Here is a 20,691-nt window from a genome sequence, read left to right on the forward strand (position 1 = left end):
GGTTACGACAGGTGTCGCCGGATGACGGGCGGCCTTGGCAGCGCTCGGGGCGAGGTCGACAGTGGGCTCATGTCTCACCGCATCCATCTCGCCGTCGCTCTCGAGCGGGCCGGCTGGCACCCCGCCGCGTGGCGCGCGTCCGGGCTCTCGCCGCGCGCGTTCACCACATCCCGTCACTGGGCCGACCAGGTGCGACTCCTCGACGGGGCGGGCGTGACTCTCGCGACCATCGAGGACGCGCTCTCGCTGACCGACCGCTTGGAAGACGCGAACGACCCCGACCCCGGGCGGCTGCACGGGCGTATCGACGCGGTGCTGCTGGCCTCCGCGCTCGCGCCGCTCACGCACCGGATCGGCCTGATCCCGACGGTCACGACGACGCACACCGAGCCGTTCCACGTGGCCACCGGCATCCAGACGCTCGACTTCGCGAGCCGCGGCCGCGCGGGCGTGAGGCTCGTCGTCGGCGGGTCGGCCGCGGAGCGCGCGAACTTCGGGCGGCGCGACGAGATCGATCTCGAGACCGGGTTCCGCGAGGCGGGCGAGGTCGCCGACGCGCTCGGGCGCCTGTGGGACTCGTGGCAGGACGATGCGATCATCCGGGATGCCGCGAGCGGCCGCTTCGTCGACGCCGACCGCATCCACAACATCGACGTCGCGGGCGAGTTCTTCTCGATCACCGGGGCCTCGATCGTGCCCCGCTCGCCCCAGGGCCGCCCCATCATCTCGGTGCTCGCGCACCAGACCGTGCCCTTCCGCCTCGCCGCCGAGCACGCCGACGTCGTGTTCGTCACGCCCCACGATGCGGCCGCCGCGACCGGCATCCTCGCCGAGCTCGACGGAGCCGCCGCCGAGCTGCGCCGCTCTGGCGAGCGCCTGCGCGTGTTCGCCGACGTGATCGTGCTCGTCGAGGAGACGAGTGCGGCTGCACGCGACGCGCTCGCGCGGCTCGACGACCTCGTCGGAGGCGAGTTCCGCTCGGACGCGCGGGTCGTCGCCGGCACGCCGACCGAGGTCGCCGAGCACATCCGGGCCCTCGCCGAGACCGGCGTCGACGGTGTGCGGCTGCGGCCGGCACGTCAGCCCGACGACGTCGTCGCGATCGCCGAGCGTCTCGCCCCGCTGCTGCGCGCGACCCGTGTGCTGCGCGACGACGACGCCGCCACCTTGCGCGGCCGGCTCGGCCTGCCGCGTCCCGCGAGCAGGTACGCCGGCCCCGCGCACGACTCCGCCAACGAGTCCGCCCCGACACGAGAGAAGGTCGCCCTGTGAGCCGCTCGCCCCGCCAGATCCGCCTGGCCGCACACTTCCCCGGCGTCAACAGCACCACGGTGTGGACCGACCCCGCCTCGGGCAGCCAGATCGACTTCGCCGCATTCGAGTACTTCGCGCGCTCGGCCGAGCGCGGCTTCTTCGACTACGTGTTCCTCGCCGAGGGCCTGCGCCTCCGCGAGCACAAGGGCCGCGTGCACGAGCTCGACGTGCTGGGCCGCCCGAACACCCTCGCGATCCTGGCGGCGCTGACCGCCGTCACCGACCACGTCGGTCTCGTCGGCACCCTGAGCACGACGTTCAACGAGCCGTACGAGCTCGCCCGTCAGCTCGCGACACTCGACCACCTCTCGGACGGCCGCGCCGGATGGAACGCCGTGACGAGCTCCGACGCCTTCCACGGCGCGAACTTCCGCCGCGGCGGGTTCCTCGACCACGCCGACCGCTACGAGCGCGCGAGAGAGTTCGCCGCCCTGTCGAAGAAGCTCTGGGACTCGTGGGACGAGGGCGAAGCGCTGCCCCGCCGCATCCGCCACTCCGGCCCGCAGTTCGACGTCGACGCCCTCTTCGACGTGCCCCGCTCGCCGCAGGGGCGCCCCGTGATCGTACAGGCCGGTGACTCCGCCGACGGACGCGACTTCGGAGCCGAGCACGCCGAAGTCATCTTCTCGCTGCACCAGGACTTCGATGCGGCCCGCGTGTTCTACGACGACGTCAAGGGGCGCCTGGCCGCGTGGGGGCGCGACGAGGACTCGCTGAAGATCCTGCCCGCGGCGACGTTCGTCATCGGCGACACGGATGCCGAGGCGCGCGAACGATCGCGTGAGATCGCCCTGCAGCAGGTGCGGCCCGAGCAGGCGTTGACCTACCTCGAGCAGGTCTGGGGCCGCGACCTCAGCGGCTACGACCCCGACGGCCCGCTGCCCGACGTCGAGCCCGACACCGGCTCGGAGACCGCACGCGGCTGGGCCAATCGCCACAAGGCCGTGCAGGCGCGGATCGCGTCGCTGCGGGAGCTGTCCGAGGCCGAGGGGCTGAGCGTGCGCGAGCTCGTCATCCGGCTGACGGCCAAGCACACATTCGTGGGCACCCCCGAGCACATCGCGGGCGAGATCGACCGCTACGTGCAGGAGCGGGCGACCGACGGATTCACCGTCGTCGGGCACCTCACCCCGCACGGCCTCGACGAGTTCGCCACGCGCGTCGTCCCCCTCCTGCAGGAGCGCGGGTCGTACCGCGACTCGTACGACGAGGGAGCGACGCTGCGCGACCTGCTCGGGCTGCCGGCCGTGGTTCCGGCACCCGCATCCGTACCGGCGTGAGCGTCCACCGGCTGGTCTTCGTCGGCGCCGGCCCGCGCGCGATCATGCTCCTCGAGCGGATCGTCGCGCGGTTCGGCGCCGCGGCGGGCGCAGGGGATGCGGCGGATGCGCGCGCGGTCGGCGCGCCGCGCCTGCATGTCGAGCTGGTCGACCCGCATCCTCCGGGGGCCGGTCGCATCTGGCGGCGGGCGCAGTCGCCGCTGCTGAAGCTCAACTCGATGGCGCGCGACGTGACGGTCTTCACCGACGAGAGCTGCGTCATCGACGGTCCGATCCGGCCGGGACCCTCGCTCATCGAATGGGCCGAGCTCTGGCGCAGCGGCGAGCTGGCCGCGACCGGCCGGGGCATCGAGATCGACGACGAGGTCGCCGCGGCCGAGGCGCGCGGGCTGCACGGCGAGAGCTTTCCCACGCGGCGACTGCACAGCTACTACCTGGAGTGGTTCTACCGGCGCACGGTCGCCGAGGCCCCTGCCGGCGTCACGGTGCGCTGGCGCCGCGACACGGTGGCGAGCGTGAGCCCGGAGAACCGCGTGACCCTGGCGAGCGGGCTCGAGATCGACGCCGACGGTGTCGTCTTCGCGCTCGGTCACACCGGTCGTGAACCGGATGCCGTCACCGCCGGCCTCATCGCCGGGGCGCGCCGCGCGCGGCTGCACTATGTGCCGCCCGCCTTTACCGCCGACGCCGACCTCTCGCAGCTCGGGGCCGGCGACGACGTCATCGTGCGCGGCATGGGACTCGCCGCGGTCGACCTCGTCGTCCTGCTCACCCAAGGCCGCGGCGGCCGCTTCGTCGAGAAGGGCGACGGGTTGCGGTACGTGCCGTCGGGACGCGAGCCGCGTCTGCACCTCGGATCGCGGCGGGGCGTTCCCTACCGTTCGAAGGTGTCGTCGGCGCTGCGCGGCGAGGCATCCCAACGCGAGGTGCTGACGCCCGCGGCGATCGCCGAGCTTGTGGCCCGCCCCGGTGTCATCGACTTCGAGGCCGATGTCTGGCCACTCATCGCCGCGGAGCTGCTCCACGGGCACTACCGCGAGCTGTTCACGGGACACCCCGACCGCGTCGTCGGCGATTGGCCGACCTTCCGTGCGCTGCTGCAGTCGCACGCGTGGGACGACCCCGCCCTGCTCGCCGCGATCGCGGCGGCGGTGCCCGATCCGCTCGACCGGTTCGACGTCGCGTCGCTCGACCGGCCGTTCGCCGCGGCGGCCTTTGCCGGCGGCGACGACGCGCACGAGCGGGTGCGCGCGCACATCGTCACCGACCTGCATCTGCGTACGGCCCCGGAACGCAGCGCCGCGCAGGGCGTCTTCCTCGCAGCGCTGCTGTCGTTCCTCGCGCTTGCCGAGATCCCCGCCGATCGGTGGAACGAGCACTCGCGCACACGATCGCTGCCGGTCCGGTGGCACACCTTCTTCAGCTACGTCGCAAGCGGCCCGCCCCCGCACCGGCTCAAGGAGCTCGTGGCCCTCGCCGATGCCGGGATCGTTCGCTTCCTCGGGCCCGAGATCGAGGTCCGCATCGATCCGGAGCGCGGCTTCGTCGCCTCCAGCCGTCGCGTCCCGGGCGAGACCGTCGCGGGCAGCCTCGTCGACGCGTGGCTGCCCGGGCCGGGAGCCGCCGTGAGCGAGAACCGCGTGCTGCGAGCGCTGGCCCGCCAGCAGGGGGCGGAGGTACGCGTGCTCACCGATGCCGACGGCCGGGTACTGCGGCGGGACGGCTCACCGACGGCATCCGCCTTCGCGCTCGGCCCGTTCACGTCGCTGCCCGAGAGCGGTGCTTTCACCCGCCCGGGATCGAACGCGCTCTCGATCCGCCAGACCGACCGCACGGCAGGAGCGATCGTCGACGCGGTCCTCGGCGCCACTACGCCGCTCGCTCGCCTCGCGTAGCCCCCTGCTCCCCCTTCCCCTTCGTCGACTCGCCACGAATGGCGAGTGCGCGGGGGGCAGCATCCGCACTTCCTGGCGAGTCGACAGGCGTGGGGAGCCGGTCAGGCGGAGACCGTCACCAGCACGCGCTGCCAACCGCTCGAACCGTCGGGCGCGATCGGGGCGCGCTCCTCGACCTGCGTGTCGCCGTCCTTGTTGACGGCTCGCACCTCGACGTAATGAGTGCCGGCGTCGGCCTGCCACTCCAGCATCCACTGGACCCAGGTATCGGCGTTGATCGGGTTGGAGAGCGTCGCAGCCTGCCAGTCGCCGTCGTCGATCCGCACCTCGACGCGGTCGATCCCGACTGTCTGAGCCCAGGCCATGCCGGCGATGGCGACGGTGCCCGCGGCGACCGGTGTGCCCGTGCGCGGGGTGTCGATGCGGGACGAGAACTTGATCGGCGCTTCGGCTGCGTACCCACGCGGGGTCCAGTAGGCCTCGTCGGCCTCGAACGTGGTGACCTTGAGCTCGGTGACCCACTTCGTCGCCGAGACGTAGCCGTACAGCCCGGGGACCACCATGCGCACCGGGAAGCCGTGCTCGAGGGGCAACGGCTCGCCGTTCATCTTGACGGCGAAGATCGCGTCGCGCGAGTCGTCGGTCAGGGCCTTGAGGGGGGTGGATGCCGTGTACCCGTCGACACTCTTGGACAGAACCATGTCGGCGCCCGACTGCGGGCCCGCCATGCGCAGGATGTCGCGGATCGGGATGCCCTGCCAGATGGCGTTGCCCACCAGGCCACCGCCGACCTCGTTCGAGACGCACGTGAGCGTCACGGCGTACTCGTCGAGCCCCATGCCGACGAGATCGTCGAAGCTCAGCTCGACGCGCTGATCGACCATGCCGTCGATGACGAGACGCCACGTGGTCGGGTCGACCGACGGCACCGTGAGGGCCGTGTCGACGCGGTAGAAGTCGGCGTTCGGGGTGATGAGGGGCGAGATCCCCTCGACATCCAGCTCGGCGCCGTCGGGGATCGTGACGGTCGACCGCGGCTCCGGGATGCGCAGCTCACGGCGGAGCGCGTCGACCGAAGCCGACGTCGCATTGAGCAGGCGGGCGCCGACTCCGACGATGACGGCGGCGAGGCCCACGCCTCCCGTGGCGACCAGGAACGATCGCCGACCGAGCCCGCGCTGCTCAGCGGCCGGGTACGCCGGGGTGGTCGGGTTGACGGCATCCGCGGCAGCCGCGACATCCGCGGCGCCCGCTGCGCCCGCCCAGCGCCGGAGGCGCGTGATGAGGAAGACGAGGATGATCACTCCGGCCAGCGTCCCGATCACGGGCGGCACGAAGGCGAGCGGGCTGGCTCCGGTGCGAGTGACGATGGCGGCCGTCGAGATCACCCCGGCGAGGGCGATGACGATGACCCCGAACGGCCGGGCGAAGAACTGCAGGATGCCGGCGATCGCGGCGGCGACCACGACGGCGAGCGCGAGGCTGCCGAGCAGGACGATCTTGTCGGCCGAGCCGAACGTCGCGATCGCGAACTCCTTGAGCGGCTGCGGCACGATATCGATGACGAAGGCGCCCACGGCGAGGATCGGGCTGCTCTCACGCGCGACGAGGAGCGCGACCAGCTCGGCTACGGCGAGGAAGGCGGCAGCGCTGACGATGCCGGCGAGCGCGCTCGACAAGGCCCAGACCCCGCGCCGGGTCTTCGCCTCGTTCGCGGATGCGGTCGATTTCGCCATCGCTGTCGCCTCTCGATCGGCAGATCACTCCTACCGTGCATAGTGTCTTCGTCGCCGAGCCCGCAACGGATGGAATTCCGGCCCGGATGATGCAGCGCCGGCCCGGATGATGCCGGCGAGAACGCATCGTTGCGCCGAGAACGCACCGCTTAGCGTGCGTGTTCGGGGAGACGGTGCGTGCTCGGCGGGAATCTACAGGGGCTTGGTGAAGCAGCGGGAGAACGTGTACTCGGTGTAGGGGGCGTAGATCGGGATCGGCGTGTACCCGAGGCGCTCGTACAGCACGACGGCGTCATGCTGGCGGTCGCCGGTCTGCAGGATGACGCGCGCGGCGCCGCGGTCGCGCGCGATGCGTTCGAGCTCGGCGATGAGAGCACGGCTCGCGCCGAGCCCGCGAGCCCGCGGGTGCACGTACACGCGCTTGATCTCGAGGTCGCGGATGCCGTCGTGCTCGAGGTCGCGCAGCGCACCGTGACCGAGCGCCTCGCCCGCGGCATCCGTCACGAGCACCGTCGCCACGATCGTCTCGGGGTCGAGGGCGAAAGCGCGGGCGGATCGGGCGGCGGCTTCGGGGTCGGCCTCGTCGAAGCGGTCGGCGTATCGCGGGCCGACCTCGCGGTCCATCTCGGCGCGGAGGGCGACCGCACGGGAGTCGTCGTAGTCGATGTGCTCGAGGAGCCACGTCGGCGCCGAGCCGCCCGCGGGGGTGCCGGTCGAGGCGGTGCCGGTCGGGGCCGAGGGCTCCGGCTCGAGGTCGTAGCCGAACGCGCGCAGCTCGACGAAACGGCCCGGCTCGACCTCGATTCGTCCCTCGCGTTCGGGCAGGCGCGAGAAACCGAGCTTGGCGTAGAGCGCGTGCGCGGCGGTCATCTCGGGCCCGCTGTTCATGACGACGCGGTGCGACCCGCGCTCGCGGGCCAGCTCGATGACGTGCCGGGCGAGCGCCTCGCCGACGCCGCGGCCGCGCGCCTCGGGTGCGACGGCGAGCTGTCGGAAATCGGTCTCCCCCGGCCGGGCGATGCCGGCGAGCGGCCGATTCGGCCGAGCGACCCACACGGTTCCGAGGATGTCGCCCTCGGCAGCGGTATCTGCGGCGGCATCCGCGCGCCCGCCGCCATCCACCGCCACCCACACGTCGCCGCTCTGCACGCGTGTGGCGACGTCGCGCAGCGAGGCGAGGTAGTGCTCCGAGAGCTCGCCGTAGCTGTGCCGGTAGGCACGGGCGGTCAGCTCGCCCGCCCGAGCGAACTCCTCGGTGCGGACGAGCCGGATGGTGAGGGCTGTCGCGGTCGATGTCACGATGTGACGCTACCTCTCACCGAGACCCGTTCACGACGCATACCCATTCACGACGCCGGAAGGCCGGGAGGGTTGATCTCGCTCTTCTCGACGCGTTCCGACTCGAGCCCCCAGGTTTCGAGGACCTCGGCGTACTGGCCGCCCTCGATGATGGCGTTGATCGCGATCGACACCGGCTCGACGAGGCCGTTGGCCTTCGCGGTCGCCGCGGCGATGTTGGCGGTCTGCGGCCAGCCTCCCGGCACGAGGCCGACGAGCTTGGTGTCACCGGTCTCGCGCGCCGACCAGGCCGAGGTGGCGTTGGGTCCGAAGGTGGCGTCGACGCGTCCGGACTGCAGCGCGAGGACGGCTGCGGCGTTGTCGTCGTAGTACTGCAGCTCGGCCGGGGCCTCGCCGGCCGCCTCGAGCTCGTCGTTCCAGGCGAGCAGCACCTGCTCCTGGTTCGTGCCCGAGCCGACGACGATTCTCAGACCCGAGATGTCGGCGGCCTCCTCGATCTTCTCGATGTCGCTGTCGGCACGGACGTAGAAGCCGAGCAGGTCTTCGCGGTAGCTCGCGAAGTCGTAGAGCTCCTTGCGCTCTTCGGTGACGGTGACGTTCGAGGTGATGAGGTCGTACTTGCCCGACTGGATGCCGAGGGGCCAGTCGGCCCACGCCACGACCACCGGGTTGTACTCGAGGCCGAGCGCCTCGGCGATCAGCGAGCCGATGTTCGGCTCGGTGCCCGCGGCGCCGGTCTCACCCTCGGGGATGTAGCCGAGCGGCGGCAGGTAAGCGGAGTGGGCGACGGTGAGCTTCCCCTCTTCGACAGGCTCGAAGCCGCTCGCCTCGAGGGCCGCGACGGCATCGGCGACGGGCTCGTCGAGGTGCACCCAGTGGATGTCGTCGGTCGCGACGTTCGCCGTGGTGGCCGCGGGCGCCGCAGCCTCGGCCTCGGCGGGTCGGTTGAGGTTCACGGCGGTGACGATGCCGCCGACGATCGCCGCGACCGCGACGACGCCGAGTCCGGCGGCGATGCTCTGCTTCTTGCTGATGGCCATGCTGTGGGTCTTTCTCGAAGGGTGTGGTGGGGCGGAACGGGACGGCGAAGGTCAGGCGAGGACCTTGGCGAGGAACTCCTGCACGCGCGGGTGCTTCGGCGCGACGAGCACCTCGGTCGGCGGGCCCTGCTCGATGATCCGGCCACCGTCGAGGAAGACGACGCGGTCGGCGACCTCTCGGGCGAAGCCGATCTCGTGGGTGACGATGATGAGCGTCGTGCCGAGCTGCGCGAGGTCGCGGATGACGTCGAGCACCTCGCCGACGAGCTCGGGGTCGAGTGCGCTCGTCGGCTCGTCGAACAGGATCACCTTGGGCTTCAGGGCCAGGGCGCGGGCGATCGCGACGCGTTGCTGCTGACCGCCCGAGAGCTGACGCGGGTAGTGGCCGGCCTTGTCACCGAGCCCGACGCGGTCGAGCAGGCCGATCGCGAGCTCGCGGGCGTCGTCCTTCGACAGCCGGCCGAGGGCGATGGGCGCCTCGGTGACGTTCTCGAGCGCCGTGAGGTGAGGGAAGAGGTTGAAGTTCTGGAAGACGATCCCGATCTGGGTACGCCGCTCGAGCACGGCCTTCTCTCGCAGCTCGTAGAGCTTGCCGTTGCGCTGCTCGTAGCCGATGAACTCGCCGTCGACCGTGACCGATCCACGGTCGACCGTCTCGAGGTGGTTGATGGTGCGCAGCAGCGTCGACTTGCCCGAGCCGCTGGCGCCGAGGATCGCGACGATCTCGCCCGGCTGCACCGTGAGGTCGATGCCGCCGAGCACCTCGATGCCCCCGTAGCTCTTGTGGACGTTGTGGATCTCGACGAGACCGATGGTCATGACTCTCCTCCGTGGGCGAGGGGACGGGGTGCCGGCGCATCGTCGCCGAGGCGGGCCCACTGCACGGCGACCCAGTGGCGCGCTCGCTGCACGGGGGTGGGCGGCAGTACCCGCACCGATCCCCGCGCGTAGTGACGCTCGATGTAGTACTGCAGGATGCTGAGCACTGTGGTGATGATCGTGTACCAGACGACCGCGACGAGCAGCAGCGGGATGACGCGACTGTTGCGGTTGTAGATCACCTGCACCGCGTAGAACAGCTCGGGGATCGCGATGACGAACAGCACCGAGGTGCCCTTCACGAGACCGATCACCTCGTTGGTGGCGTTGGGGATGATCGATCGCATGGCCTGCGGCAGCACGATGCGGCTGAGCCGGCGACGCGGCGGGATGCCGAGCGCCGCGGCCGCCTCGAGCTGGCCCTGGTCGACCGAGAGCAGGCCGCCGCGGATGATCTCGGCGGAGTACGCCGCCTGGTGCAGGCTCAGGCCGAGCACCCCTGCCGCGAACGCGCTGATGAGCTGGACGGTGGGGAACTCCACGATCCAGAAGTCGGTCGTGAACGGGGTGCCGAGTCCGAGCGTCGGATACAGGTAGCCGAGGTTGTACCAGACGACCAGCTGCACGACGAGGGGGACCGAGCGGAAGAACCAGATGAAGCTCCACGCCGCGGCGTTCAGCAGCGGCGACTTCGCCAGCCGCGCGAGGGCGAGCACCGTGCCGAGGAGGAACCCGATGGTCGCCGACACCCCCGTGTATACGAGGGTGAGGCCGAGGCCCTGCAGTACCGGGTCGGAGAAGAAGTACTGCGCGAAGTAGTCCCACTCGTAGTTCTCGTTCGTCACGAGCGACCACAGGAACTGCGCGACGACGAACACGATGATCGCCGCGATCGCCCAGCGGAACCAATGCCGCGTGCGGACGACGGGGATGTCGCCGAGGTCGACGCGCCGCGTGGCGGGCGCAGGATCGCCGACGGCGGGGTCGACGCGCGAGACGGTGTCGGTCATTCGGGTCTCCTCGGAACGGCGCGGATGCAGCGACTGCTGCGGATCGCACGACAGTAGGCCGCCGAAGACACCGGTGTCGTGGCGTCTGCTCACACGGCGACACGCACGGAGATACGGCGTAACACAGAGAACCGGCCCCCAGCGAGAGAGCTGGGGGCCGGTTCTGAGAGCGTTTACGGGTTACTGCGCCGCCGTCACGATCTCGAGGAGGCTCGGGACGTTGGCGTACGCCTCGGCGGCGTTCTCCTTCGTGACGATCACGGGCTCGAGCAGGTACGCGGGAACGACCTTCACGCCGTTGTCGTACTGCTCGGTGTCGTTGACATCGGCATCCTCGCCCTGCTGCAGCTGGCCGATCATCTTGACCGTCTGCTCGACGAGCAGGGCGGTGTCCTTGTTGATGGTCGAGTACTGCTCGCCGGCCATGATCGACTTCACCGACTCGACCTCGGAGTCCTGACCGGTGACCGTGAAGGTCGCGACATCCTTCCCGGCCTGCTTCACCGAGGTGAGGATGGCTCGGGCCAGGGTGTCGTTCGGTGAGAGCACACCGTCGAGCGTGTCGCTGCTGTAGGTCGAGGTGAGGATCGAGTCCATGCGGCTCTGAGCGTTCTCGGCCTTCCAGCCCTGAGTCGCGGTCTGCGCGATCTCGGTCTGGCCCGACTTCACGACGAGCGTGCCGTCATCGATCTTCGGCTGCAGCACGTCCATCGCACCGTTGAAGAACACAGCAGAGTTCGCGTCGTCGGGCGACCCCGAGAACAACTCGATGTTCCACGGCGCGCCATGGCCCGACCGAGCCTCGAGCCCGTCGAGCAGCGCCTGCCCCTGCAGCTGCCCGACCTTGAAGTTGTCGAACGCGACGTAGTAGTCGACGTTCTCGCTGTTCTCGAGCAGCCGGTCGTAGGCGATGATCATCACGCCGGCGTCGGCGGCCTGCTGCAGCTGGGTCCCGAGCTGCTTGCCGTCCTTCGCGCCGATGACGATGACCTTCGCACCGTTGGTGATCATCGCGGAGATCTGGTTCTGCTGTTCGGCGACCGTGTTGGATGCCGGCGCGTACTGCACGTCGGCCTTGAAGCCGGCGGCCTCGAGGTCCTTCGTGAACAGGTCGCCCGCGAGCACCCAGTTCTCGCTGGTCTTGTCGGGCAGAGCGACGCCGATCGTCGCGTCGGACGCGAAGCCCGCCGCAGCGGAGGCGTCGCCGCCGGCGCCCGCGTCGGTGCGCGCATTGGAGCACGCCGACAGGGCCAGCGCCGCGACCGCGAGTGCGGTGACGGCGAGAGCGATCTTCTTCATTGCATTCATCTCTTTTCTTCGGTGCGGAGAGCCATCAGCGAGCGGTGTCGTCATCGACGACCGGCATCGACGGGCTGACTGGTCTCATTGGTTCCGGCGGTCGGCAAGACAGTCGGAGGTGTGGGGACGTCGGCTCGGGCACGGCGTCGCGCCGACCAGAGGCCGATGATCGACGGGCGCCCGGTCGCCTTGCTCAGCACGTCGATGCCGACGGCGAACAGCAGCACGAGGCCCTTGATGACCGACACGAGGTCGGCGCCGGTGCCGACGAGCTGCAGGCCGTTGTTGAGGAAGGCCATCACGAGTCCACCGATGATGGCGCCGATGACCGTTCCGATGCCGCCCGAGACCGCGGCGCCGCCGATGAACACGGCCGCGATCGCGTCGAGCTCCCACCCGTTGCCGTCCTGCGGCCCGGAGGCACCCGAGCGGGCGACGAAGATCATGCCCGCGAGCGAGGCCAGCACCGACATGTTCATCATCACGAAGAAGTCGACGCGGCGGTCCTTCACCCCTGAGAGCGTCGCGGCGAGACGGTTGCCGCCGACCGCGTAGATGCGTCGGCCGAAGGTCGTGTTGTTGGTGATGAACGAGTACAGGATGACGAGGGCGACGAGGATGACGCCCGAGATCGGGAAACCGGTGCCCGGCCGCCCCGTGGCGAACAAGTACGCGGCGATGAGGATGACGCCACCCACGACGACGACCTTGAGGATCGAGACCCACAGCGGGGCGGATTCGGCGCCGGTCTTGGCCTGGCGCCGGCGCAGGCGGATCTCGTTGACGACGATCCACAGCGCTCCGAGGACGCCGAGCGCGAGCGTCAGCACGTTGAACGGCAGCGGGATGAAGGGGAGCTCGGGCAGGTACCCCGCGCCGATCACCTGGAAGTCGGCGGGTACGGCGAGCGTGGTCGACTGCCCGACGATCTGGTTCAGCCCCCGGAAGATCAGCATCCCCGCGAGGGTGACGATGAACGCCGGCACGCCGATGTAGGCGACCCAGAATCCCTGCCACGCGCCGATGAGCACGCCGACGACGAGGCCGAGCACGATCGCGAGCGACGATGGGAGGTTCCAGTCGGCCATTGATTTCGCCACCACGATGCCGGTGAAGGCGGCGACCGACCCGACCGACAGGTCGATGTGCCCCATGATGATGACCATCACCATGCCGATCGCGAGGATCAGGATGTAGGAGTTCTGGTTGATCGCGTTGATGAGGTTGCCCGACGACAGGGTCAGACCGTTCGTCCAGATCTGGAACACGAGGATGATCAGCACGAGCGATCCGAGGATGCCGAACTGCCGCAGAGTGGATTGTCCGCTGCCGAACGCTTTGCGGATGTCGGCCAGCCCGCCGGTGCGGACGGGGGCGGTGTCGGGCTGAGTCATGCGGTCACTTTCTTTCCACGGTCTGCGGTCATGCTCCGCATCAGTTCTTCGGGTGTGGCTCCGCGCGCGTCGATCTCGTCGGTGATGCGACCCTCGAAGACCGTGTAGATGCGGTCGGCCATGCCCAGAAGCTCCGGCAGCTCGCTCGAGATGAGCAGCACGCCTTTTCCCTGCGCGGCGAGGTCGTTGATGATCGAATAGATCTCGTACTTCGCCCCGACGTCGATGCCGCGGGTGGGCTCGTCGAGGATGAGCAAGTCGGGGTCGGTGAACATCCATTTGGCGAGCACGACCTTCTGCTGGTTGCCACCCGAGAGTTTCGAGACGCCGTTGTCGACGTTCGACGTCTTGATGCGCAGCCTCCCCCGGTAGTCGTCGGCGACCGCTCTCTCCTCGTCTTTGCGCAGCACACCGTGTGGCGCGATCTTCCGCAGCTTCGCCGAGACCACTGACCGTCGGATCGGATCGAGCAGATTGAGCCCGAGCACCTTGCGGTCCTCGCTGACGTAGGCGAGACCGTGCGAGATCGCCGCGGGCACGTCCTTGAGCGTGACGGGCTTGCCGTCGATCAGGATCTGGCCGCCTTCGTAGAAGCCGTACGAGCGGCCGAACAGGCTCATCGCGAGTTCGGTGCGGCCGGCGCCCATGAGTCCGGCGAGCCCGACGACCTCGCCGCGGCGGACGGTGAGGTGCGACGATTTCGCGACCAGGCGGTCGGCGTTGAGCGGATGCCGCACCGTCCAGTCGCGAACCTCGAAGAAGACCTCGCCGATTCTCACGTCGCGCGGCGGGAACCGGTTCTCGAGCGAGCGTCCCACCATGCCGCGGATGATGCGGTCCTCGTCGACGTCGCCCGCGTGGACGTCGAGCGTCTCGATCGTCCGGCCGTCGCGGATGATCGTGATCGAGTCGGCGATCTGGGCGATCTCGTTGAGCTTGTGACTGATGATGATCGAGGTGACGCCGCGGTCGCGCAGATCGGTGATGAGGCCGAGCAGGTGCTGCGAATCGTTCTCGTTCAACGCGGCGGTCGGCTCGTCGAGGATGAGCAGCTTGACGTTCTTCGAGAGGGCCTTCGCGATCTCGACGAGCTGCTGCTTGCCGACACCGAGCTGTTTGATGGGCGTAGCCGGGTCGTCCCGGAGGCCGACCCGTTCGAGCAGTTCGCGCGCCCGGGCTCGCGAGGCGTCCCAGTCGATGCGCCCGAATCGGGCGATCTCGTTGCCGACGAAGATGTTCTCCGCGATCGAGAGTTCGGGGATGAGCGCGAGCTCCTGATGGATGATCGCGATGCCGGCATCCTCGCTCGCCCGGATGTCGCGGAACTGGGCGGTCTGCCCGTCGAAGACGATGTCGCCTTCGTAGGTCCCGTACGGGTAGACACCCGAGAGCACTTTCATGAGGGTCGATTTACCGGCGCCGTTCTCGCCGCAGATCGCGTGGATCTCACCGGCCTGCACCGTGAGCGACACGTCGGCGAGGGCGATGACGCCGGGGAACCGTTTCGTGATGGAGCGCATCTCGAGCAGGGCCCGCCCGGGCTCGCCGGATTCTGATTCGATCACCAAAGCTCCTCTGCCCCAGCTCATCGGATGTCAACGTTGTCATCGAGCGACGTCACTCTACGCCCCGCCCCGCGATGTGTGAAGCATCGCCCCGCAGATAGAATGTCTATCGTTGTCATCGGAGGGAGCGGGGATGCCGAATCCGACGCGGGCAACGATCCAGGACGTCGCCCGGCTCGCCGGGGTGAGCGCGAAGACCGTCTCGCGCGTGTTCCATGGGTCGGACCAGGTGCGGGCAGACACACGCGCGCGGGTGATGGATGCCGCCGAACGTCTGCGATTCCGCCCGAACCGCGTCGCGCGGGATCTGCGCCGCGGCGGGGTGACCAACACCGTGGGGTTCGTGATCGGCGATATTCAGAACCCTTTCTACTTCACCGTGGCCGGCGGTATCGAGTACGAGCTGGCGCAGCACGGGTACACGATGCTGCTGGCGACGACGGATGATTCGCCTGAGACGGAGCGCCGCGTGGTGGATGCTGTGCTGTCGCAGGGCGTGCGCGCGCTGCTGCTGATCCCCGTCGCCGACGATCAGTCGTATCTCGAAGCGGAGCGGCACTTCGGCACACCGATCGTCGGCGTCGACCGACCGCTCGAGAACCTGCTCTCCGACACGGTCCTGCTCACCAACCGCGCCGGGATGGCCGAGGCCGTGCGGTCGCTGACCGCTCGCGGGCATCGCCGGATCGCGTTCGTCGCGAATCCCGCCTCGGTGCACACGGTTCGCGAGCGGTTGGCCGGATACCGCGACGCGCTCGCGGAGGTCGGGGTGAGCGAGACCGACCGCTGGTTGGTCCTCGGCGACGACCCGACGGCGAGCACGCGTGACGCCGTCGTCGAGCTGATGCGCTCGAGCGATCCGCCGACCGCGATCGTGACGGGGAACAACCGGGCGACGACAGCGACGTTGCAGGCGCTGCGCGACCTCGAGTCGCCGTGCGCACTGATCGGCTTCGATGATTTCGAGCTCGCCGAGATGCTGGGGATCTCCGTCGTCGCGCACGATGCGCACGCGCTCGGGCGCGCAGCCGCGCTGCTGGCCATCGATCGGATCGATCGCCCGACGGCACCGCCGCGACGCGTCGAGATCGCGACGTCGCTGGTGCAGCGCGGGTCGGGCGAGCGTCCGCCGCATGACTGAAACATCGACGGAGTAGCGTTCGCTCGTGATCCCGTTCGAGAACCTGCTGGCTTTTCTGCTCACCGCGGTCGTCATCATCGTGATCCCTGGACCGAGCGTGCTGTTCGTCATCGGGCGGTCGATCGCGTTGGGGCGTCGCGCTGGGGTGCTCAGCGTCGTCGGCAATGCTCTCGGCACCGTGCCCGCCGTGATCGCGGTGGCGTTCGGCGTCGGCGCGATCGTCGCGTCGTCGGTCGCCGCGTTCACCGTGATCAAGATCGCGGGAGCCGCCTACCTGGTGTGGTTGGGCGTGCAGGCGATCCGCCATCGCCGCGCGAGCATCCACGGGTCGGGGAACGAACGGACCTCGCCGACGCGTCTGCTCACTCAGGGGTTCGTCGTCGGTATGACCAACCCGAAGACGATCGCGTTCTTCGTGGCGGTGCTGCCGCAGTTCGTCGCCCCCGGCGCCGGACCGATCTGGATGCAGCTCCTCGCGCTCGGCCTCCTCTTCCAGGTGCTCGCCGTCGTGTGCGACAGCATGTGGGCTCTGGCGGCGGGTACCGCTCGTGCGTGGTTCGCCACCTCGCCGCGGCGCATGTCGACGCTCGCCGGGACGGGCGGCGTCATGATGATCGGCCTCGGGGGCACACTGGCATTCGCTGGCGCGAAGAGCTGACGACGCACCGCACGCGGACGGGTCCCGCTACGTCAGGACGTCGAGCAGGAAGAGCGCTGCAGTCGACGAGGCTCGCGGGAACGAGGGAAACAACGCCCGCGAATGCCGCGACAGCGAGCCACCGCCTGGATCGGGGAACCAGGGTCTCCCGATCCCGGGCACGCAGCCCGTCAGCAATCCGGTCATTCATCTCGACGCGACCCTTTCCTCCCCTCGACCCTCGCATAGCGTCCGCGCGCATGTCAGAGGGATGCGAGCATCGCCGCACCGCACACGCCCAGCAGCCCTCAGAAGGGTGGCGGTTCGTGTGGCGGTGCTCCGGCAGTTCGACCGCCCGGTGGTGGATCGTCGGTGTCGGCGGTTTCGGTGGTGAAGCAGACCGCGGGCACAGGTGCGTCTTCGCGGTAGACCCGCCCCAGGGGTGAGGTCCATTCGAGGACCCCGCCGCCGACCTGTCGTACTTCCCACCGGGTGAATTGCTTCATGGAGTGGTGTCGTTGGCAGAGGTGGGCGAGGTTGTAGATGTGGGTGTGGCCGCCGAGGGCGTAGTCGATGGTGTGGTCGAGTTCACAACGGATCGCGGCCCGGCGGCATCCGGGGAACCGGCAGTGCTGGTCACGGGCGGTGAGGAGCTTCTTCATCGCCGTGGTGGGCCGGTATGTGTCGATCTCGACCGGGGTGCGGGTGACGGGATCGATGAAGAGTCGGTCCCACTCGGAGACCTGTCCGGCGAGCTGCCGGGCGGTGTCGGAATCGATCAACCCGGCACTCACCGTCTCAGCCGGGTGCTCGTCCGAACCCATCAGAGTCTCGGCCGTGACGGCGACCTGCACGCGTGCGCGGATCGCTCCGAGCCCGCCGGCCCGGTCGGTCCCGTGGGTGGGGTCGACCACGGGTGCTCCGCTGAGGACGAGGTCGCCGAGGATGTCGGCGCGCAGCTGATCCATCGTTCGCGTGTCAGACGGTTCATCCGTGCCCGCGGCATCGGCTCCGCCCGCGGCGGCACCTTCTGCCCGGGCGTCTTTCACGGATTGGCCCATCTGGGTGAGTCGGTCGAGTATCCCCACCGCGATGACGGTCGGGACGGTCGCGATGACGTCGGACATTCCATCCACCCCGTGCAGGACCCGCACGCACCGCCCCGCGGCGGCTTCTCGGTGCCGATCGGTGAAGGTGCGTTCGTGGAGCCGTTCTGCCAGGGCGCGCAGGGCGGGTGTGACCCGGGTGGCGATGTCGCGCTCGCATATCGCGATCGCGGCGGTCTCGAACTCTCCCCGCACCTCGCCCGGCAGCCCGGTCGCCGCTTTCACGACCACCTCGACGTGGTCACGGGTGATCCGCCGCTGCTCCCACGCCGCGAACACGGCCGGGTAGTCATCGACGATCGTCAACGCGTGGTCGATGTCGGCCTGCAGCCGCCGGTCGCTGCGCCGCGCCAGCCCGGCCGCTTCGGCCGCGACCGACCGCAGTTCCATGTCCGACGCCATCCCACGCACCCCGTCGCGGCGCGCCTCACGAAGCGCTGACCGCCCCAACTCGGCCAGGGCCCGCACCGATGCGATATCCGCGTGATGCACCAGCGCGAGCGCCTCACGGTATGCCGCGATCGCAGGGCCGTGCGGCGAGCCGACGAGCCCACCCGCACCACCACCCATGTTCGCTGACATGTTCCTATTGTGGCAGTCGGGTCAGACATTACCGTCGAACAAAGATGCGAACTGCAAAACTCGATCAAGCCACTCCCTGGGGAGGAATCACCGGGTTACGAGACGCGCTGAGCCCGAGACCCGCCCAGTCACGAGACCCGCCGGGTCAGGGAACCTGCACGCCCGTGAAGTTCGTCCGTTGCCGCAGCTCGAATCCGAGCTTCTCGTAGCCGGCGATCGCATTGACGTTCGACGCCGCGGCATGCATCATCGCACGGCCACCTCGCTGCTGGATATGGAAGGCCACATCCAGCACCAGCCGCGACGCCAGCCCCTGCCTGCGGTACGCCTCGTCCGTCGCGACCGCGCTGATCTCGGTCCACTCGCCCGGCTGCAACCGTTCGCCAGCCATAGCGATCAACCGGCCGTCGCGCCGAATGCCGATGTACCGGCCGAGAAGGTAGGTGCGCGGGCGGAAGGGACCGGGCCGGTTGCGCTCGACGAGTGCGAGCATGTCGGCGACATCCGCCTCTCCGAGCTCGATCGCCTCGTCATCCGGCCGCGGGCGCAGACGGTCCGTCTCGACGAGCTGCACTCCTGCTCCACCGAACGTGCGGGCCCAGCCCTCGGGCAGTTCCGGCTCGGCGCTGCCGGCGCCGGCGCCGGTCGCATCCGCGCGCAGGGGCGTGCTGATGCTGAACTCGTTGCCCGAGCCCACCACGCTCGCGAGCGAATCCCACACCGCGGGGTCGTCCCACGTGCGCACGCCCACGAAGCCGGCGACGTCGTCGGGATACCGGCGGACGAGGTCGTCGCCGATGGCGAGGTGCGCGTGCGCCCCGGTCAGCGAATGCCACGCGGCGTTGTCGCGAACGTCGGAGTCTCCCAGAACAGGAGGGGTGGTGATGGTCATCAGATTCGTCCTCTCGCGCACCGCGGGTCGCATTCGTCGCGGTCGCCGTCAGGCCCAACGCACAGAAGCGCGTATCCATGCCCGCCGACACCGCATCGCGACGCTAGCCGCGACCCAACGCGACATCCCGCACCGCCGCCACATGCGTTCACGTGGGCGCCGCGAGCGATAGTGTGCCCTCGTGCAGACCTCGAGGCAGGCGACGGTGTGGTCGCTTCTGCGGTTGGCAATGGCGATCGTCATCCTCGCCGCCGTCATCACCCAACTCACGGTGTCGCTCACGCGGACGGCCGAGACCGGCGGCGACGTCGCGACGGTGTTCGCGAACTTCTTCAGCTTCTTCACGATCCTCTCGAACGTCATCGCTGCGGTGGTCCTCGCGACGGCGGGAGTCCGCTCGCTCACTCGCCCCGCCGAGGCGCGATCGTCGCTGGGGCTCTCCGCCGCGCTCGCCTGTGCGACGACGTACATGGTCATCACCGGGGTCGTCTACAACGCACTCCTGCGCGGGATCACGCTTCCGCAGGGATCCGAGCCGGTGCCGTGGTCGAACGAGGTGCTGCACCTGATCGGCCCGATCTTCCTCGTGCTCGATCTTCTGATCGGCACCCGGCGCCGCGCGGTCCGCTGGCAGGTCGTGTGGGTCGTGATCGCCTTCCCGCTGCTCTGGGTCGCCTACACGCTGATCCGTGGGCCGCTGGTCACGAACCCCACGACGGGCGAGCCCCACTGGTACCCCTATCCGTTCCTGAACCCCGACAACCCGGGAGGCTGGGGCATGGTCGCGGCGTATGTCGTGGTCATCGCGATCGCCTTCGTCGTCGTCGGCTTCGGCACCGTATGGGTCACCCGACGTCGCGCCCGCGCCCTGCCGGCTCAGGTCATCGCGGCAGAGTGAGGATCTCCGCCGCCCCGTCGGTGATGGCGATCGTGTGCTCGGTGTGCGCGGTGAGGCATCCGGTCGAACTGCGGAGCGTCCAGCCGTCCGCATCGGTCACGAGCACGTTCGTGTCTTCCATGACCCACGGCTCGATCGCGATGAGCAGCCCCGGTCGCAGGATGTAGCCCCGCCCGGGCCTCCCGGTGTTGGGGATGTGGAGGTCGCCGTGCATCACCGACCCGATGCTGTGTCCGCCGAACTCCGTGTTGATGGAGTACCCGGCACCAGAGAGCACGTTGCCGATCGCGCGCGAGATGTCGCCCACCCGGTTGCCCGCGCGTGCGACCTCGATCCCGGCCGCGAGGGCACGCTCGGTCGCGTCGATCAGAGCCACCGCCCCCTCCGGACGCCGACCGCCGACAACGAAGCTGATCGCCGCATCGGCGGCGAGACCATCCTTGATGACGGCGAGGTCGAGGGTGAGGAGGTCGCCGTCGGCGAGGCGGTAGTCGTGCGGCATCCCGTGCAGCACCGCATCGTTGACGGCCGTGCAGATGTAGTGACCGAAGGGACCCCGCCCGAAAGACGGGGCGTAGTCGACGTAGCAGGATTCCGCGCCACTCTCGGCGATGAGCTCGCGCGTCCACTCGTCGATCTCGAGCAGGTTCGTGCCCACCTGCACCCGGGAACGGATGTCGCGGAGGATGCCGCCGACGATGGCTCCCGTCTCGCGGGCGCGGTCCACCTCGCGCGGTCTGAAGATCTCGATCATCGCTGGCTCCTCCGGTATAAAAATACCGGT

At 69.5% G+C, this 20,691-nt stretch carries 17 protein-coding genes; 6 read left to right on the forward strand and 11 right to left on the reverse strand.

Annotated elements, in window-relative coordinates:
• The first annotated feature begins 69 nt into the window (after positions 1–69).
• Genes ACU6RU_RS12465 through ACU6RU_RS12475 form a run of 3 tightly spaced genes read left to right on the forward strand, consistent with a single transcriptional unit; the run spans position 70 to position 4,489 of the window.
• Entirely contained in the window at positions 70–1,272 is a 1,203-nt protein-coding gene (locus tag ACU6RU_RS12465; protein WP_446726685.1) for an LLM class flavin-dependent oxidoreductase, read from the forward strand.
• On the forward strand, positions 1,269–2,594 hold the full coding sequence (locus ACU6RU_RS12470) for an NtaA/DmoA family FMN-dependent monooxygenase (RefSeq protein WP_446726686.1): 1,326 nt from the start codon (positions 1,269–1,271) through the stop codon (positions 2,592–2,594). Before ACU6RU_RS12465 ends, ACU6RU_RS12470 begins: the two co-directional genes overlap by 4 nt.
• Positions 2,591–4,489: an FAD/NAD(P)-binding protein gene (locus ACU6RU_RS12475; RefSeq protein WP_446726687.1), complete on the forward strand. Its 1,899-nt coding sequence runs from the start codon at positions 2,591–2,593 to the stop codon at positions 4,487–4,489. The genes ACU6RU_RS12470 and ACU6RU_RS12475 overlap by 4 nt, the downstream gene beginning before the upstream one ends.
• Positions 4,490–4,590: 101 nt before the next feature.
• Here the strand turns inward: ACU6RU_RS12475 and ACU6RU_RS12480 are convergent, their stop codons facing one another.
• The 8 genes from ACU6RU_RS12480 to mmsA form a co-directional block, all read right to left on the reverse strand.
• A complete protein-coding gene (locus ACU6RU_RS12480; protein WP_446726688.1) occupies positions 4,591–6,225 on the reverse strand; it encodes a molybdopterin-dependent oxidoreductase in 1,635 nt (544 codons plus the stop codon).
• Positions 6,226–6,417: 192 nt separating this feature from the next.
• Entirely contained in the window at positions 6,418–7,524 is a 1,107-nt protein-coding gene (locus ACU6RU_RS12485) for a GNAT family N-acetyltransferase (RefSeq protein ID WP_446726689.1), read from the reverse strand.
• A 47-nt stretch (positions 7,525–7,571) separates the two neighbouring features.
• Positions 7,572–8,564, reverse strand: a complete 993-nt coding sequence (locus tag ACU6RU_RS12490; protein ID WP_446726690.1) for an ABC transporter substrate-binding protein — start codon at positions 8,562–8,564, stop codon at positions 7,572–7,574.
• A 51-nt stretch (positions 8,565–8,615) separates the two neighbouring features.
• Positions 8,616–9,383: an amino acid ABC transporter ATP-binding protein gene (locus ACU6RU_RS12495; RefSeq protein WP_120263847.1), complete on the reverse strand. Its 768-nt coding sequence runs from the start codon at positions 9,381–9,383 to the stop codon at positions 8,616–8,618.
• On the reverse strand, positions 9,380–10,393 hold the full coding sequence (locus ACU6RU_RS12500; RefSeq protein ID WP_289330587.1) for an amino acid ABC transporter permease: 1,014 nt from the start codon (positions 10,391–10,393) through the stop codon (positions 9,380–9,382). Before ACU6RU_RS12500 ends, ACU6RU_RS12495 begins: the two co-directional genes overlap by 4 nt.
• A 180-nt stretch (positions 10,394–10,573) precedes the next feature.
• Entirely contained in the window at positions 10,574–11,692 is a 1,119-nt protein-coding gene (locus ACU6RU_RS12505) for a substrate-binding domain-containing protein (protein ID WP_446726691.1), read from the reverse strand.
• A gap of 50 nt (positions 11,693–11,742) precedes the next feature.
• Complete coding sequence (gene mmsB / locus ACU6RU_RS12510) at positions 11,743–13,086, reverse strand: multiple monosaccharide ABC transporter permease (protein WP_120263850.1); 1,344 nt, start codon at positions 13,084–13,086, stop codon at positions 11,743–11,745.
• Entirely contained in the window at positions 13,083–14,606 is a 1,524-nt protein-coding gene (mmsA, locus tag ACU6RU_RS12515; RefSeq protein WP_446726797.1) for a multiple monosaccharide ABC transporter ATP-binding protein, read from the reverse strand. Before mmsA ends, mmsB begins: the two co-directional genes overlap by 4 nt.
• 178 nt (positions 14,607–14,784) lie before the next feature.
• Here mmsA and ACU6RU_RS12520 point away from each other — a divergent pair, with 178 nt between their 5' ends.
• Positions 14,785–15,792, forward strand: coding sequence for a LacI family DNA-binding transcriptional regulator (locus ACU6RU_RS12520; protein WP_289330584.1), 1,008 nt, complete (start codon positions 14,785–14,787; stop codon positions 15,790–15,792).
• Positions 15,793–15,817: 25 nt separating this feature from the next.
• The gene (locus tag ACU6RU_RS12525; RefSeq protein ID WP_289330583.1) at positions 15,818–16,450 is read left to right on the forward strand and encodes a LysE family translocator; all 633 of its coding nucleotides are present in this window, start codon (positions 15,818–15,820) and stop codon (positions 16,448–16,450) included.
• Between the two features lie 287 nt (positions 16,451–16,737).
• Here the strand turns inward: ACU6RU_RS12525 and ACU6RU_RS12530 are convergent, their stop codons facing one another.
• Both ACU6RU_RS12530 and ACU6RU_RS12535 read right to left on the reverse strand, forming a co-directional pair.
• Positions 16,738–18,117 (reverse strand): HNH endonuclease, encoded by a 1,380-nt coding sequence (locus ACU6RU_RS12530; RefSeq protein WP_446726692.1) that lies wholly within the window; start codon positions 18,115–18,117, stop codon positions 16,738–16,740.
• Positions 18,118–18,262: 145 nt separating this feature from the next.
• A complete protein-coding gene (locus ACU6RU_RS12535; protein WP_446726693.1) occupies positions 18,263–19,009 on the reverse strand; it encodes a GNAT family N-acetyltransferase in 747 nt (248 codons plus the stop codon).
• 181 nt (positions 19,010–19,190) lie between these two features.
• Here ACU6RU_RS12535 and ACU6RU_RS12540 point away from each other — a divergent pair, with 181 nt between their 5' ends.
• Complete coding sequence (locus tag ACU6RU_RS12540; RefSeq protein WP_446726694.1) at positions 19,191–19,907, forward strand: Pr6Pr family membrane protein; 717 nt, start codon at positions 19,191–19,193, stop codon at positions 19,905–19,907.
• Here the strand turns inward: ACU6RU_RS12540 and map are convergent.
• On the reverse strand, positions 19,891–20,661 hold the full coding sequence (gene map, locus ACU6RU_RS12545; protein ID WP_446726695.1) for a type I methionyl aminopeptidase: 771 nt from the start codon (positions 20,659–20,661) through the stop codon (positions 19,891–19,893). The genes ACU6RU_RS12540 and map overlap by 17 nt on opposite strands.
• Positions 20,662–20,691 lie beyond the last annotated feature (30 nt).

This window comes from Microbacterium sp. F1-18 (assembly GCF_052921305.1).